General features: G+C 62.2%; 16 protein-coding genes. 7 read left to right on the top strand and 9 right to left on the bottom strand.

The annotated features are described in order from the left end of the window. The first annotated feature begins 145 nt into the window (after nucleotides 1–145). Nucleotides 146–565, top strand: coding sequence for a hypothetical protein (locus EHW12_RS25955; RefSeq protein WP_125052065.1), 420 nt, complete (start codon nucleotides 146–148; stop codon nucleotides 563–565). Nucleotides 566–740: 175 nt separating this feature from the next. On the opposite strand, the gene EHW12_RS25960 is transcribed toward EHW12_RS25955, so the two are convergent. The 3 genes from EHW12_RS25960 to EHW12_RS25970 form a co-directional block, all read right to left on the bottom strand. Next, entirely contained in the window at nucleotides 741–1,244 is a 504-nt protein-coding gene (locus tag EHW12_RS25960) for an NUDIX domain-containing protein (RefSeq protein WP_021331880.1), read from the bottom strand. Nucleotides 1,245–1,348: 104 nt separating this feature from the next. Beyond that, nucleotides 1,349–2,641: an MFS transporter gene (locus tag EHW12_RS25965; protein WP_021331879.1), complete on the bottom strand. Its 1,293-nt coding sequence runs from the start codon at nucleotides 2,639–2,641 to the stop codon at nucleotides 1,349–1,351. 754 nt (nucleotides 2,642–3,395) lie between these two features. Then, nucleotides 3,396–4,022 (bottom strand): TetR/AcrR family transcriptional regulator, encoded by a 627-nt coding sequence (locus tag EHW12_RS25970; protein WP_030536574.1) that lies wholly within the window; start codon nucleotides 4,020–4,022, stop codon nucleotides 3,396–3,398. Nucleotides 4,023–4,111: 89 nt separating this feature from the next. Between EHW12_RS25970 and EHW12_RS25975 the strand changes: the two genes are divergently transcribed. Beyond that, on the top strand, nucleotides 4,112–4,573 hold the full coding sequence (locus EHW12_RS25975; protein WP_064443685.1) for an SRPBCC family protein: 462 nt from the start codon (nucleotides 4,112–4,114) through the stop codon (nucleotides 4,571–4,573). Between the two features lie 2 nt (nucleotides 4,574–4,575). Here EHW12_RS25975 and EHW12_RS25980 read toward each other — a convergent pair whose 3' ends face one another. The 3 genes from EHW12_RS25980 to EHW12_RS25990 all read right to left on the bottom strand — a co-directional run bounded on the left by EHW12_RS25980 (nucleotide 4,576) and on the right by EHW12_RS25990 (nucleotide 7,301). After that, nucleotides 4,576–5,223 (bottom strand): TetR/AcrR family transcriptional regulator, encoded by a 648-nt coding sequence (locus EHW12_RS25980; RefSeq protein WP_007730038.1) that lies wholly within the window; start codon nucleotides 5,221–5,223, stop codon nucleotides 4,576–4,578. A 97-nt stretch (nucleotides 5,224–5,320) separates the two neighbouring features. Further along, entirely contained in the window at nucleotides 5,321–6,082 is a 762-nt protein-coding gene (locus EHW12_RS25985; RefSeq protein ID WP_003939707.1) for an SDR family oxidoreductase, read from the bottom strand. Between the two features lie 73 nt (nucleotides 6,083–6,155). Beyond that, entirely contained in the window at nucleotides 6,156–7,301 is a 1,146-nt protein-coding gene (locus EHW12_RS25990) for an acyl-CoA dehydrogenase family protein (protein ID WP_007730036.1), read from the bottom strand. Nucleotides 7,302–7,441: 140 nt separating this feature from the next. On the opposite strand from EHW12_RS25990, the gene EHW12_RS25995 reads away from it, so the two are divergent. The 3 genes from EHW12_RS25995 to EHW12_RS26005 all read left to right on the top strand — a co-directional run bounded on the left by EHW12_RS25995 (nucleotide 7,442) and on the right by EHW12_RS26005 (nucleotide 10,129). Beyond that, nucleotides 7,442–8,050, top strand: coding sequence for a TetR/AcrR family transcriptional regulator (locus tag EHW12_RS25995; protein ID WP_021331878.1), 609 nt, complete (start codon nucleotides 7,442–7,444; stop codon nucleotides 8,048–8,050). Between the two features lie 26 nt (nucleotides 8,051–8,076). Further along, nucleotides 8,077–8,655, top strand: coding sequence for a hypothetical protein (locus EHW12_RS26000; protein WP_064443681.1), 579 nt, complete (start codon nucleotides 8,077–8,079; stop codon nucleotides 8,653–8,655). A 61-nt stretch (nucleotides 8,656–8,716) separates the two neighbouring features. Next, complete coding sequence (locus EHW12_RS26005; protein WP_125052069.1) at nucleotides 8,717–10,129, top strand: FAD-binding oxidoreductase; 1,413 nt, start codon at nucleotides 8,717–8,719, stop codon at nucleotides 10,127–10,129. 8 nt (nucleotides 10,130–10,137) lie between these two features. On the opposite strand, the gene EHW12_RS26010 is transcribed toward EHW12_RS26005, so the two are convergent. Continuing rightward, nucleotides 10,138–11,379 carry an RNA polymerase sigma factor gene (locus EHW12_RS26010; RefSeq protein ID WP_003940594.1) on the bottom strand — a complete coding sequence of 414 codons (1,242 nt, stop codon included), beginning with the start codon at nucleotides 11,377–11,379 and terminating at the stop codon, nucleotides 10,138–10,140. Nucleotides 11,380–11,385: 6 nt separating this feature from the next. Further along, nucleotides 11,386–11,730, bottom strand: a complete 345-nt coding sequence (locus EHW12_RS26015) for a YciI family protein (protein WP_007730031.1) — start codon at nucleotides 11,728–11,730, stop codon at nucleotides 11,386–11,388. Nucleotides 11,731–11,870: 140 nt separating this feature from the next. Between EHW12_RS26015 and EHW12_RS26020 the strand changes: the two genes are divergently transcribed. Beyond that, nucleotides 11,871–12,347, top strand: coding sequence for a DUF309 domain-containing protein (locus tag EHW12_RS26020; protein ID WP_003940372.1), 477 nt, complete (start codon nucleotides 11,871–11,873; stop codon nucleotides 12,345–12,347). Continuing rightward, entirely contained in the window at nucleotides 12,347–12,985 is a 639-nt protein-coding gene (locus tag EHW12_RS26025; protein ID WP_003940076.1) for an LON peptidase substrate-binding domain-containing protein, read from the top strand. Before EHW12_RS26020 ends, EHW12_RS26025 begins: the two co-directional genes overlap by 1 nt. Before the next feature lie 6 nt (nucleotides 12,986–12,991). Here the strand turns inward: EHW12_RS26025 and EHW12_RS26030 are convergent, their stop codons facing one another. Beyond that, the gene (locus EHW12_RS26030; RefSeq protein WP_007730029.1) at nucleotides 12,992–13,807 is read right to left on the bottom strand and encodes a mycofactocin-coupled SDR family oxidoreductase; all 816 of its coding nucleotides are present in this window, start codon (nucleotides 13,805–13,807) and stop codon (nucleotides 12,992–12,994) included. Nucleotides 13,808–13,818 lie beyond the last annotated feature (11 nt).

Raw genomic sequence — 13,818 nt, forward strand, 5'->3', positions numbered from 1 at the left:
ATTCGCGATCCCACAATTCGTGGAACTTCTGCGGGCCGGTTCAGTTGGGCGCGGCCCGGCAATCGTAGGGATCGATGGGAGGGGTGGTTCCGGCAAGTCGACGCTGGCCGCACTGTTATCGGCAAACTGTACAGGGACGGTCATCGTGCACACAGATGACATCGCGTGCAGTCGAACATTTTTTGGCTGGGATACCTTGCTCGCCAAGGAATTACTGGAACCTATCCGGCGAAATGGGCTTCCATTCACCTTCCAGCCGAACCACGACAAGCCTCGCGATATCGCTGTCCCTGACCAGACGACGTTGCTTCTCGTGGAAGGTGCCGGGTCGATCCGCCGTTCATTGCGGATGTTGTACGACGCGACAGTGTGGGTCGACACCGCACCGGAGACAGCGCGACAACGATTGGTCGAGCTCGGCGAGGATCCACAGGGCTATCACGACGACAGGATGATCGAAGAGAATTCGTTGCTGAACGCGGACCGCCCTTGGGCGCACGCAATGTTTCACGTGTCTGGAACCAACTCTGCGACCAACGGCACAGTCCTGGTGCGCCGAACATAACCCCGTCGACCTCGAACGGCATTGGCATCACGAGTCGTCCACGGGGTTGTCTACGACGGGTCGCTGCCCAGTTGCGGCATATTCTCCTGTACAGAGCGTCGGTGTCTTGTCATGTACATGGCGTCGGTGTCGCCAGCGATCGCGCGGCCCGATTCTGTACGAGTAGCAACCTGGATCAATCCGAGCCGAAACACACTACCGGGCACGGCGAGCCGCGACGAAGGGTGAGATCGAGTCTCTCGGCGATATCGTGAGGCGCGAAAAGGGCCGAACCAGAATAGCTCTCGATCTCTTCCAGACTCCACCATCTGAAACCGTGTAGGTGCTCATCGCGAAATTCTGCGTCGGTCAGTGCCCCTCGTGGTTCGAATTCATGAACTCGAACCAGGAAATAGAAGTTGTCGACGCCGCTGAATCCGGGAAAGTGCTCTGGATCGATGATCGTTTGGCGCCAGACGAGCGGCTGCGTCGTGCGTAGTTCGAGCCCTACCTCTTCTCGAAGCTCTCGCTCGAGTGTGCCGCGTGGGGTCTCACGTTCCTCACAACGGCCACCGGGCGTGATCCAATAGGTTTCATCGGATCTAGATCGAAACTTGCACAACAGTATTCGATACGAATGATCCACGATCAGCGCTCGCGCAGAACGTCTGATCGACTCCGAAGGTCCGCCGGTGCTCATGTTTCTTCCTCAAATCCCGAACAGAATTTCCTTCCGTTCGGTGACACCAGTGCGAGTACACCGGATTTCGATGTACTCGCACGTGGGCCACTGCTTGTTCGACCTCAGTGGGAGACCGTGTGATGCTCCGGCTTCGGAGCATTTCCCGTACGTTCAGTTTCCGAGTATCGCGGAACGGTTTTCATCAATACAGGACCGCCGACGGCGATGAGCAGGAGCAAGATTGCCGGCAGCGCCGGCATCCAGCCGATTCCGAATCCGTCGACGATGAGCGTGATCGCAGCCGGCCCGGCGAGCATGCCGACGTAGCCGATCGCATTGACAATTCCGATGTTTCTTCCGGCGTTCTCGGGGTCACGACGGCCGGCAGCAGAGAGCATCAGCGGAGCCATGCATGCCAGCCCGAGCCCCAGGAGAACGAATCCCACCAGGGCGAACGGAGCTGACGCACCCCCGATCGCGAGCAAGGCACCGACGAATCCGATCACACCACTGACGGCCACGATGACGCGCGCACCGAAGTACTCGGCGAGCCGGTCGCCGAAGAGGCGCCCCACGAATTGTGCGCCGGAGTAGAAGGTCACAGCTGTCGCAGCCATACCTGCGCTGGTATCGGCATGGCGCCGGACGAACTCCTGTCCCCAGTCCAGAATTGCGCCTTCGCTGAGCATCGATGCCAGCATCAAGAGGCCGAATCCGGCCATGATCAGCAAAGTCGTCGTCGACGCCGATCTCTCGGTTGTCGATTGCTTCTCGATCGCGACTGCGGCAGCCGGGGGAAGCAGCTCATCGCGAGTCAACAGCCAGCGACCGAACACAGCTCCGAGAACCGACATCGTGACACCGATCGAGATGTAGGCCACGGCGGGGCTCTCGACATAGTGACGGGCGATTGCACTGGCCACCAGGCCGATGACGAATCCGCCTGCCGGATAGGCCGCGTGGAACGCAGACATGATGGGCCTGCCGTAGTAACGCTCCACCTGCACACCGTGTGTGTTGAAGGCGGTATCGAAGGCACCTCTCAACAGGCCGATCATCACGCCGAGGAACATTGCGCTGGCAATACCCTGCAAGAACGCGAACGGGATATACATCAACGGGTAGATGATCATCGTCGGCATACAGGTGGCTCGCGGACCGTACCTGTCGACGAACGGCCCGATGAGGAAGCAGCCGACTGCAGCGCCGACGCCGATCGCCAGTGCCACCAGCCCGAAATTCGAGTCTCCGCCCTCCCCCGACCACCCCAGGTGAGCACGGAGCGCAGTGGTGTTCGTCGACCACGTGAGCATGACCGCTCCCAATTGCGCGAATCCGAAGAATGTCGCAACCCGGGCGAGCCGAATTCGCTGGAGGCTCAGCGCCGGCCGGTCTTCCGAAATGTTCGTAGTCATTGTGAGTCCTCAATCTGCACACGCGTGCCCCTCAATAGGGTTGCGAGGCACGTCATGTACTGCAATCAGCGTTGTCCAAATCACGTTACGGAGTCGCCATCACAACAACGATGCGCAGTGCGAGAACTAATTCACCATAAATATGCACATATCGCGCACATCCTAGGCCAAACAGTCCCCGCAGCCGCACGCCCGCCAGGTCGACACTGCGCACTGCATCATTGCGCGTAACGACACCGGGGGATAACATTCACCATTCTCGTGCGGTTAAACGTATCACCGCACGTGGAAGAGTCAATAGGGCAAGAATCAGCGCACTGGTAATTGATCGACCGAGCCGTGTGCCCGAAGGTGAGCCTCGTGCCGGTGTAAAAGTAGCTACAGCGAGCCTGCACTGTTTTGCAACGACGCGTGGACGGTCACCCGCGAGACCGCACTCGCAAGCCTCCTGGCCGGCGCTGACCGCCTACTGATCCCCGGCGGCGATGAAGTCGCCACTGTTGCAAAGTCGTTGGCCGCCGCGGCCGTCCGGAATCCGATAGCTGGAGAACGCCTTCGCAACGCAGCAAACCGTGTCCGCGCGCTGGTCAATGCGACCGACCTACGCGATTTCCCAGGCAAACAAAAGCGAGGTTGAACGCGTCGTGGCCGACACCAAACGCTGGCGACCGCCTTCCGCGACACTGCACACAGCAGTTACTCCCCCACCCGCTTCGCCCGCACAGTCACTCCCCCACCCGCTTCGCCCCCACAGTCACTCCCCCACCCGCTTCGCCCCCACCATGCGCCTCGCTATCTCCAAATACCTCTCCACCAACTCGTCCGGAGACAACTCACCGTCCGGTCGGTACCAGACCGCGACGGCGACGCACATCGTCACCACGGCTCGGCTGGCGTCCTCGGGATGGTCGGCCTCGAACACTCCCGAAGCGACGCCGTCGAGGACGATCCGGTCCACCTGCTTCTGCTGTTCGTCGCGCTGGGCGATGTAACCAGCCCGGCTGTCGGGCTCCATGCTGCGGATCTCCGAGGAGGCGACGAACGACTGCTCGCGTCGAAACATGTGGAACCGCAACAGAGATTCGATCACCGCGTCGAAGCGATCGGAGGGATCGTCCCCGGCATCGAGTTCGGCGGCGCGGCTTCGCTCCAACAACTCCGTCATCACAACGGTCGCCAGACCGATCAGCAGAGCTTGCTTGGACGGGTAGTGGTGGTAGAGCCCCGGCACCGACAGCCCGGACCGCGACGCGACGTCACGGATCGAAGTCCCGTGATAGCCCTGCTCGACGAACGCCTCCAACGCCGCAGCGAGCGGTTTCGGTAGTCCCAGGTCTTCGTAATCGCGCCAGGACCCGCGTACCGGAAGCTCGTTCGTCATACCGATACCGTAGATCGCTCTTGCGCCGCCGCCGAACACGTCGGAGCCATTGGTTAGAGTCGGTGTTCACCGAAAGACAGGGACCAGTCATGATCCATGTTCGCCACACCGCGGTTGCTGCCGTGCCGGTTGATGTCGCCTTCGACTACATCGACGACTACCGCAATGTCCCGACGTGGATGTTCGGTGTTTCCGAGTTCACCCCGTTCGGAGAGTTCGATCAGGGACTCGGCGCCACGTTCGACGCGGCCATGCAGATCGGGCCGAGCACGTTGCGCTCCAAACTCGAGGTCACCGAGTGGGAGAAGAATCGGATCATCAAGCTGTCCTCGCTCGGCGGTGTATCCAACTCGTCCACGTGGGAGTTCGCCGCGATCGACGATTCCAAGACCGAGCTTTCCGTCGACTTCGCCTACAAACTGCCCGGCGGCATTGCCGGCAAGGCACTCGGCCGATTGATCGGGCCGTTCGTCGAAAACGCTGTCAAGAACAGCGAGGAAACACTGCGCCACAGCCTCGAGGAGCAGTTCGCGGCCCGCGGCGAAGGCTGAAACTACCCGCGGTCGCCTTCGAGTCCCAGCGCGTTGGCCCACACCTGAGTAGCCGTCTTGACGACGTCCTCGAACGGGACGGGGTTGCCGTCGGCGCCAGGTTCCTCGGAGACGAATGAACTGTAGGCAAGACGGCTCACCATCGCCGACAGTGCTCGGGAAGCCAGCAGCGGGTCCAACGAGGCGTCTGCCTTGCCAGCTGCTTGCAAGCGTTCGATGGCTCGGGCATTGCGAGAAATGAAGGTCTCGGCTCGGTCCCGACGCAGTTTCGCGAAGGCCGGGTCGATGTGCGATACCTGCTCGAGTAGGCCCATGAGTTTGGCGTTGCGGCGAAAAGCCGTCAGGTAGGCACGGTTGCTCGATTCGAGGACCGCATACGGATTGTCGACGTCGCGGACCCGTCCCATGCCTGGGTGCAGCATGTCTTCCTGCGCGACGTCGAGAACTGCGGCGAAGATCTGCTCTTTGTTGTCGAAGTAGGTGTAGAACGTGCCGGTGGAGCAGTTCGCTTCCTTGGTGATGTCCGTGAGACGGGCGTCGAGATACCCTGCGCGCTCGAACACCGTTCGAGCCGCTGCGACCAGAGAAGCCCTGGTCCGGACGCCGCGGGCAGTCACCGGCAGGTCACGCAGAAGCTCCGTCGCAGCCATGGATGGTGGCGGACGGTCTTCCCAGTTCTCCTGAGGTTCGGCGCGAGAGGTCACCAGCTACTTATACGGCAAAGCCGGCGACATCTCGGCATCGGCGTCAGGTGATGGTGATTCCTCCGTCGACGGCGATGGTCTGACCGGTGACGTATCCGCCGGCCTCGGACGCGAGCCACACCATGGTGGCCGCGAGCTCTTCCGGATCGCCCATGCGGCCGAGGATCAGGCGCGGAGCCATCGCGTCCAAGTAACCGTCGTTGTATTGGTCTGTCATTTCCGACTTGAAGAAGCCGGGCGCGATCGCGTTGACGCGAATGCCCTTGCGCGTTCCCCACTGCTGTGCGAGGTCGCGGGTCAATCCGACGACGCCTGCCTTGCTCGCCGCATAGGCGGCCTGCGGGAGTCCGGCGGTCGTCAATCCGAGAATGCTCGAGATGTTGACGATGGAGCTGCCCGGGAGCATGACGCGGCCGCAGGCCTGCGCTGCCCAGTAGGACCCGTTGAGGTTGATGTCGATGACGGCGCGGAACTGGTCCGGGGTCTCGCGGGTCGCCGGAACGGCAGTTCCGACGCCGGCGTTGTTGACCAGCACGTCCACGCGGCCGAACTTCTCCATCGCGGCGTCGACCATGTTCTGAGCCTGAGCCGGATCGACGATGTCGGTGGCCACGCACAATGCTTCGCGGCCTGCGTCACGCACGAGCTTGGCCGTGTCTTCGAGCTTGTCGACGCGGCGAGCAGCGAGGACGACGTCCGCGCCGGCCTCTGCTGCGGCTTTCGCAAACGCCACCCCGAGGCCCGACGACGCACCGGTCACGATGACCACTCGATCGGTCAGAGAGAACTTGTCGAGAACAGACATGCGCGGTGATGCTCCTGTGTCGTCGGGTTCGGGAAGTGGCGGTTGCAGTGACGTATCGACTGCAGTTGCGAAATTACAGGCCGAGATCGCGGCCGATGAGTTCCTTCATGATCTCGTTGGATCCGGCCCAGATCTTGGTGACGCGGGCGTCCATCCACGCGCGAGCGGCGCGGTACTCGGTCATGAAGCCGTAGCCACCGTGCAACTGAACGCAGTGATCGAGGACCTCGTTCTGCACCTGCGCGGTCCACCACTTAGCCTTGGCGGCGTCGATGGCGGTCAGCTCGCCGGCAGCGTGTGCCGCGACGCAGTTGTCGACGTAGGCCTGGGTGACCTCGATGCGGGTGACGAGATCCGCGAGAAGGAATTTGTTCCACTGCAGCGAGCCGATCGGCTGACCGAAAGCCTTGCGGTCCTTGGCATATTGCAGCGTCTCTTCGAGGATCGGAGCGGCGTGCGCGATGTTGGACACCGCAGCGCCGACGCGCTCCTGCGGCAGCATTTCCATCATGTGGATGAAGCCGCGGTCGATCTCACCGATGATGTTGGTGGACGGCACGCGAACGTTCTCGAAGAACAGTTCGGCGGTATCGGACTCGTGCTGGCCGACCTTGTCGAGCTTGCGTCCGCGCTCGAAGCCTTCCATGCCGGTCTCGACGGCAAAGAGGGTGATGCCCTTGGACTTCTTCTCGGGACTGGTCCGAGCCGCCACGATCACGAGGTCGGCGTTGTAGCCGTTGGTGATGAAGGTCTTGGAGCCGTTGATGATCCAGTCGTCGCCGTCCTTGACCGCAGTGGTCTTGAGCGAGGCGAGGTCGGATCCACCGGAAGGCTCGGTCATGCCGATGGCCGTCAGCATCTCACCGGTGCAGAACTTGGGCAGCCAACGCTGCTTCTGCTCTTCGGTGGTGAGCTGAACGAGGTAGGGAGCAACGACGTCGGCGTGAATGCCGAAGCTCGAGGCAACAGCTGCACTGGCGCGCGAGAGCTCTTCGGCCAGAACCGCGTTGAAGCGGTAGTCGCCGGCTTCGCTTCCGCCGTACGCCTCCGGAACCTCGAGTCCGAGGAAGCCGTTGCGTCCCGCTTCGAGCCAGATTTCACGATCGATGAAGCGCTGGTCGATCAGCTTCTCTGCGACCGGAAGGATGTTCCGGTTGACGAATTCGCGAGCAGATTCGCGAAATGCCTCGTGATCGGGTCCGTACAGAGTGCGACGCATGACGAGTTGCTTCCTTTCGGCGTGGCAAAGCCACACGTAACGATGTTCCTAAGCATTCGCTTAGAATCTAAGCACCTGCTTATGGTGAATCGAGAGCGGGATATTGTCAACATCGAAATCCGTCACACATGGAGGAAACCGTGAGCGATTCACCTGACGTGGTGATCAGCCCCTCCAAAGCTGCGGCCCGTATCCGCGCGGCAGCCGTGGACGCTTTTGCCTCCGCGGGCTACGGCGGCACCACCACCCGTGACATCGCCGCGCGACTCGACATGAGTCCCGCCGCCATGTACCCGCACTACCGCTCGAAAGAAGAGCTGCTTTTCGCGATCAGCTTCGAAGGCCACACCGAAGCGTTGAAGGTGGTCGAGGGCGCCGACCGACCTGGTGAAGAACCGTCCGTTCGCTTGCAGGAACTGATCAGCACCTTCGCCAGTTGGCAGGCCGGGCACCACTCACTCGCTCGCGTCGTCCAGTACGAACTCACTGCCCTCACACCAGAGCACTACCGAACCGTCGTCGCTCTTCGCCGCAGCACGACGCGGGTGGTTCGGGAGGTTGTCGACGCCGGCGTCCGGTCGGGCGACTTCACGATCCCTGATGCCGAAGGCGTCACCCTCGCCCTGATGTCCCTGTGCGTCGACGTGTGCCGCTGGTTCCCAGCCGGCAATTACACGAATCCGGAAGACATCGGAAAACTGTACGGAGACCTGGCATTGAGGATGGTGGGCGCCGCCCGAATCAGGTGACGCCGACCGCAGAAAGGACTCGGCCAGTGGCCAACCGCACCTATCTCTACTCGACTCCTGTTGCTCCGCATGAGAATCCGGCTGCCGCTCGCGCCCGAGGTCTCACCGGTATCTCCGAGTGGTCGTACGCGATACCGCTGGTCCCGAGGATCCTTGTGTCCGTGAATCCCTTCGCCCAACAGTCGATCATCTGGGACGACACCCCCGACCTGATCGCGGTCACCGCGCCCTGTGGTCCTGGTATCGCCCGGCTCGAAGACTTCCTCGGCCGAATCGATCACCCCGAACTCGGCACGATGGCCGGCGATGCGCTGCGTTTCCTGCGCAGCCACACCGAACCCGACCACTACTTCGTCCTCGAGTGCGGCGAGATCTTCGACATGGACGACGAACCGTTCGCCGAACAGGGCACGGCCCTGATGACCGGTCTGGCGGACATCGACGCCGAGATGGAGGCGGCGCTGGCCACACTCGCACCCGCCAAGCCGCGCTTCTGGGAGCGACTGTTCACGCCGACTCAGGAGAGCGTCGAGGAACCGCTACGCGAACTCGGCCTCGGTTACTGGTCCGAGACCCTGTACTTCGATCTCGACGTCCCGCGATAGGCGAACCGAGCATCCATCAGTTTCAGACCAGTTGGTCCGCAAACAGGTACCCTCGGATTTCGTGTCCGACTACGCCACCGATCTGCCAACCGCTGCGTCCACCGTCCTCGGCGGTTGGGGTCGCACAGCCCGAACTACCTCGCATGTCGTTTCGACTCCTGATGTAGAGGCGATCGCAAAGGCCGTCGCCCGCGTCGCAGAAGACAACGCGGACAAGCCGTTGCACCTCCGACGTGGAGTCATCGCTCGTGGTCTGGGCCGGTCTTACGGAGACAACGCGCAGAACACCGGCGGCTTGGTCATCGACATGACCGCCTTCCGTCGAATTCACAAGATCGATGCCGAGTCCCGTCTCGTGGAGATGGACGCGGGAGTCTCTCTCGATCAGCTGATGCGCGCGGCGCTACCATTCGGTCTCTGGGTACCGGTACTCCCCGGAACACGCCAGGTAACCATCGGCGGAGCGATCGCCTGCGATATTCACGGCAAGAACCACCACACCGAGGGCAGCTTCGGAAATCATGTCCGCTCGATGGATCTGCTCACTGCTGACGGCAGTATCCGAACACTGGAGCCGCAAGGCCCGACATCCGAACTCTTCTGGGCTACCGTCGGCGGGATCGGACTGACCGGGATCATCCTGCGCGTCACCCTCGAGATGACACCGACCGAAACGGCATACTTCGTCAACGACGGCGCACTGACCGCAGGCCTGGACGAAACCGTCGCTTTTCACAGCGACGGCAGCGAAGCCGACTACACGTATTCGAGCGCCTGGTTCGATGCAGTCAGTGCGCCGCCGAAGCTCGGCCGGGCCTCGATTACGCGTGGTTCGTTGGCGACCGTCGACCAGCTTCCGCTGAAATTGCAGAAGAATCCGTTGAAATTCGATGCACCACAACTGTTCACGACACCGGATGTTTTCCCCAACGGCTTGATGAACAAGCTATCGGCGTCAGCGATCGGCGAGTTCTACTACCGCACTGGTGGCAACTACATCGGGAAGGTGCAGAACCTGACGCAGTTCTACCATCCGCTCGACCTCATCGGTGAGTGGAACCGTGCCTACGGGTCCAAGGGATTCCTGCAATACCAGTTCGTGGTGCCCGTCGACGCGGTGGACGAATTCAAGAGCATCATCCGCGATATCCAGCGTTCGGGACACTACTCAGCTCTCAACGTCTTCAAACTTTTCGGCGAGGGAAACGCAGCGCCACTGAGCTTTCCGATGTCCGGGTGGAACGTCGCCTTCGACTTCCCGATCAAGTCAGGCCTGGGTGAGTTCGTCGCCTCCCTCGACAAACGGGTACTCGAATTCGGCGGTCGCCTCTACACCGCCAAGGACTCTCGGACTACCGCAGCAAGCTTCCACTCGATGTATCCGCGAATCGACGAGTGGATCCAGATACGCAGAAATATCGATCCGACAGGTGTTTTCGTGTCCGACATGGCCCGAAGACTCGAATTGGTCTGAGGCGCCGATCAGTCGGAGATCTCACCCAACCGACGCTCCAGGTAGGCCCGCTCCGGTTCCGTACCAACGAGTTTCAGAGCTTGTCGGTACGCGGATGCCGCTGCGTCGGTGCGCCCCAACCGAGCAAGTAGTTCGGCTCGTGCAAGGTGATACGGATGGTAGTCGGCAAGTTTGGGCTCCGCTGCCAGTTCCTCCAGCGCAGTCAGCCCGACTTCCTCGCCGTCGCGCATCGCCAACGCTACTGCCCGATTGACGGCCACGACCGGCGACGGAGTCAGCGTGAGGAGCACTCCGTAGAGAGCGCAGATCTGTGGCCAGTCGGTGCTCTCCACATCGGCGGCCTCGTCGTGCAATGCGGCGATAGCGGCCTGCACCCCGTACGGCCCCGGCGCTCCCCCGGTCAACGCGACTACGACGAGGTCGCTGCCTTCCTCGATCATCGGCTGGTCCCAGCACCCGCGATCCTGATCTTCGAGGAGGACGATCCCGCCGGCGGCGTCGGTACGGGCATCCCGACGCGCGTGGACGAGAAGCATCAATGCAAGCAACCCGGCGATCTCGCGCTCATCGGGAAGCAATGCGCGCAAGATCCTCGCCAGCCTGATCGCCTCCACCGCCAGGTCGACGCGTTGCAGATCCGGACCCGAACTCGCTGCGTACCCCTCGGTGAACACCGAGTAGATCACCTGCAGAACACCGGGCAAACGTTCCGGGAGTTCTTCGGCGCTGGGAGTGCGGAAGGGAATCCGAGCCTGACGGATTTTCTTCTTCGCGCGCACGATCCGCTGCGCCATCGTCGCCGAAGGAACGAGGAAGGCCCGAGCGACTTCGGGCGTCGTCAACCCGCCGAGGCAACGCAAGGTGAGTGCGATTCGGTCGTCCTCGGCCAGCGCTGGGTGCGAGCAGGTGAAGAACAGCTGCAACCGCTCGTCGGGAAGTTCTCCGTCGACCGTGGGCGGCGCCGGGTCGGCACGATCGGCGTCCACCTGCATCACCGCCAATCGCGCCGCATAGGCCTGATCACGACGAAGCCTGTCGACGGCTTTACGACGCGCCGTGGTCAGCAGCCAGGCGCCGGGTTTAGCCGGCACTCCGTCCACGGGCCAGTGCACCAACGCGGCCTCGACGGCTTCGGAGGTGACTTCCTCGGCCAGATCCAGATCACCGAAGCGGCGGACGAGCGAGGCCAAGAGTCGTCCGCGTTCCTCCCGGAACACTGACTCGATGGAGTTCTCGGCCTGCTCGTCCACGGCGAATCAGTCCCCGAACCCGGCCAGTGGACGCACCTCGACGCTGCCGCCGTCGCGCGCGCCGGGGCACCGCGCGGCCCAGGCCAGCGCCGCATCCAGATCAGGGACGTCGATGACGTCGTAGCCGCCGAGGATCTCACGGGTTTCAGCGAAGGGTCCGTCAGTGACGGTCTTTTCTCCGGACTGCGAGACCCGAACCGTCGTCGTAGTCGTCAGATCGGCGAGGGCATCGCCGGACACCCAGATCCCGGCATCCTTCATTTCCTTGTCGTATTGCTGCCAGTCCTCGAACGTGCACTGGGGTTCGGTGTCTCCGCCGGGTGCGGTGTAGATGAGCAACATGTACTTCATGACTGACTCCTTGGTCTGTTGTTTTTCTTGCGGCTTTCCTGCCTTACAACATGACGACGAACGGTTCTCCCCGGAATCGACAGGCGACTCGAAAAAACTTTTGGCGGGTTCGTCCGAGGCGCTGCCGTTAGGCTGAGTGTATGACCGAACGCGACCGGGACGCCGCTGGGAAACCCCTCAATTCGCGGCCCCGTGACGGACTCGGACGTCCACTGCCACGCGACGCAGCGGGCGGTGTCCCGCGCATTCCGGACGATGTACGCCTGCCACCAGACGAGTCGATCACCGAGGCGCAGCGCCTCCTCGACCACGGCATGCCTTTCCACGCACACGAGATTCTCGAAGGAACGTGGAAAAGCGCGCCGCCCGAGGAACGTGACCTGTGGCAGGGACTGGCTCAGTTGGCCGTCGGGCTCACCCATCTGCTTCGGGGCAACAACACCGGCGCCGTCTCACTCCTCGGCCAGGGTCACGACCGCATCAGGCACTACGAGGTCGAGAGTCCGCACGGCCTCGATATCCCCGGTCTACTGACGTGGTCCGAGCACCTGCTCGCCGAAATCGATCGCCCCGGCGATTTCCCCGCCCCTCCGATTCCGAGGTTGAGAATCCCCTGATGCCCATCTTCCCCATGTTTCCGCTCGGCTCCGCTTTGCTACCGGGTGAGGTGTTGCCCCTGAACATCTTCGAACCTCGGTATCGCGCACTGGTCGAGAACGTTCTCGAAGCTGCCGACGGCCCACTGTTCGGAGTAGTGCTCATCGCTCGTGGCCACGAGGTCGGTGGCGGCGAATCACGTCACGACGTCGGCACTCTGGCTCGGATCGAGTCTCATGTCGCCATGGGTGCCGGGCGGTATCAGTTGTATTGCCGGACCGAAGACCGCATCCGGGTCAATCGATGGCTGCCGGACGATCCCTACCCACTTGCCGAGGTCGAATTGTGGCCTGACGAGAACAACGGAACACCAGTCACTGCTTACGAATACGACTCGCTCCTCGAGCGCATCGAGTTCATGTACGGAATGTTGGGAAAGCTCGCACTTCGGGCCGGCGAACAGACTCCGCGAATGCCCGTCCCACCGGATCCCTTGGATCCGCTGGGTTCTCGGCTGTATGCCCTCGCCAGGAGCATTCCGATGGGTGACGCCGATCGCCTGGCGATTTTGACCGCGCCAGGCGCCGACGAACGTATTCGCACACTATCGGAGGCAGTCGAGAACACCATCGAGGTCGCGCAGTTCAATCTCCTCTGAGCGCAACTACGCCATCGTCTGACCCATGTCGATGACGATCTTCGTCCCGGTGACCGCGCGGGAGAGGTCCGTCGCGAGGTAGACGACGGCGTTGGAGATGTCCTCGACGGTGGTGCGCGGGACGGACGTGAGCGGCCACTTGTACGAGTTCATGTACTCCGGATGAGTAGTGAGTACCTTACCGACGTTGGGATCGTTGCCCATCTCGGTCTCCACCGCGCCAGGGTGGATGGTGTTGACTCGAATGTCGAAGCTTCCCAATTCTGTTGCAGCAGTGCGAGCCAAACCCACGAGGCCGTGCTTGGCCGCCGAGTAGTGCGCGCAGCCGGGCGCTTCGGCGACGCCGGCAGCACTGCTCACAATCACGATGGAACCACCGTTGCCGGCTTCGATCATTGCAGGAACCGCAGCTGTCATCGTGCGCCAGACACCATTGAGATTGATGTCCACCAGCGTCGACCACTGTTCTTCAGGCATCTCCCAGAAACGGTTCCACGTAGCGATGCCCGCATTGGCAATCACGACGTCGAGGCGACCGAACTTGTCGACGCCCGACGCCACCGCCGCCCGCAGCGCCTCGAGGTCACGGACGTCCGCTACAGCGGTGACGATCTCGCGCCCCTCCGCTCGCACGAGACGAGCCGTTTCTTCGAGGTCGGCTTCAGTCGCGGCCGCGTAACCCACGTCTTCGGACACCGACGCGCACACGTCGACAGCGATGACGTCTGCACCTTCCTGCGCGAGTCGAATCGCGTGATTGCGTCCCTGACCCCGCGCTGCACCGGTGATGAAAACGACCTTGCCTGCCAACAGTTGTGTCATGGCCGGGACGT

It is taken from the genome of Rhodococcus sp. NJ-530 (assembly GCF_003860625.1).
Classification (GTDB): Bacteria; Actinomycetota; Actinomycetes; order Mycobacteriales; family Mycobacteriaceae; genus Rhodococcus_F; species Rhodococcus_F qingshengii.

Excerpts from the sequence above, each read along its gene's own strand:
- EHW12_RS25960 (WP_021331880.1), bottom strand. The coding sequence starts at position 1,244 with ATGAGCACCGGCGGACCTTCGGAGTCGATCAGACGTTCTGCGCGAGCG.
- EHW12_RS25965 (WP_021331879.1), bottom strand. The coding sequence starts at position 2,641 with ATGACTACGAACATTTCGGAAGACCGGCCGGCGCTGAGCCTCCAGCGA.
- EHW12_RS25970 (WP_030536574.1), bottom strand. The coding sequence starts at position 4,022 with ATGACGAACGAGCTTCCGGTACGCGGGTCCTGGCGCGATTACGAAGAC.
- EHW12_RS25975 (WP_064443685.1), top strand. The coding sequence starts at position 4,112 with ATGATCCATGTTCGCCACACCGCGGTTGCTGCCGTGCCGGTTGATGTC.
- EHW12_RS25980 (WP_007730038.1), bottom strand. The coding sequence starts at position 5,223 with ATGGCTGCGACGGAGCTTCTGCGTGACCTGCCGGTGACTGCCCGCGGC.
- EHW12_RS25985 (WP_003939707.1), bottom strand. The coding sequence starts at position 6,082 with ATGTCTGTTCTCGACAAGTTCTCTCTGACCGATCGAGTGGTCATCGTG.
- EHW12_RS25990 (WP_007730036.1), bottom strand. The coding sequence starts at position 7,301 with ATGCGTCGCACTCTGTACGGACCCGATCACGAGGCATTTCGCGAATCT.
- EHW12_RS26015 (WP_007730031.1), bottom strand. The coding sequence starts at position 11,730 with ATGAAGTACATGTTGCTCATCTACACCGCACCCGGCGGAGACACCGAA.
- EHW12_RS26020 (WP_003940372.1), top strand. The coding sequence starts at position 11,871 with ATGACCGAACGCGACCGGGACGCCGCTGGGAAACCCCTCAATTCGCGG.
- EHW12_RS26025 (WP_003940076.1), top strand. The coding sequence starts at position 12,347 with ATGCCCATCTTCCCCATGTTTCCGCTCGGCTCCGCTTTGCTACCGGGT.
- EHW12_RS26030 (WP_007730029.1), bottom strand. The coding sequence starts at position 13,807 with ATGACACAACTGTTGGCAGGCAAGGTCGTTTTCATCACCGGTGCAGCG.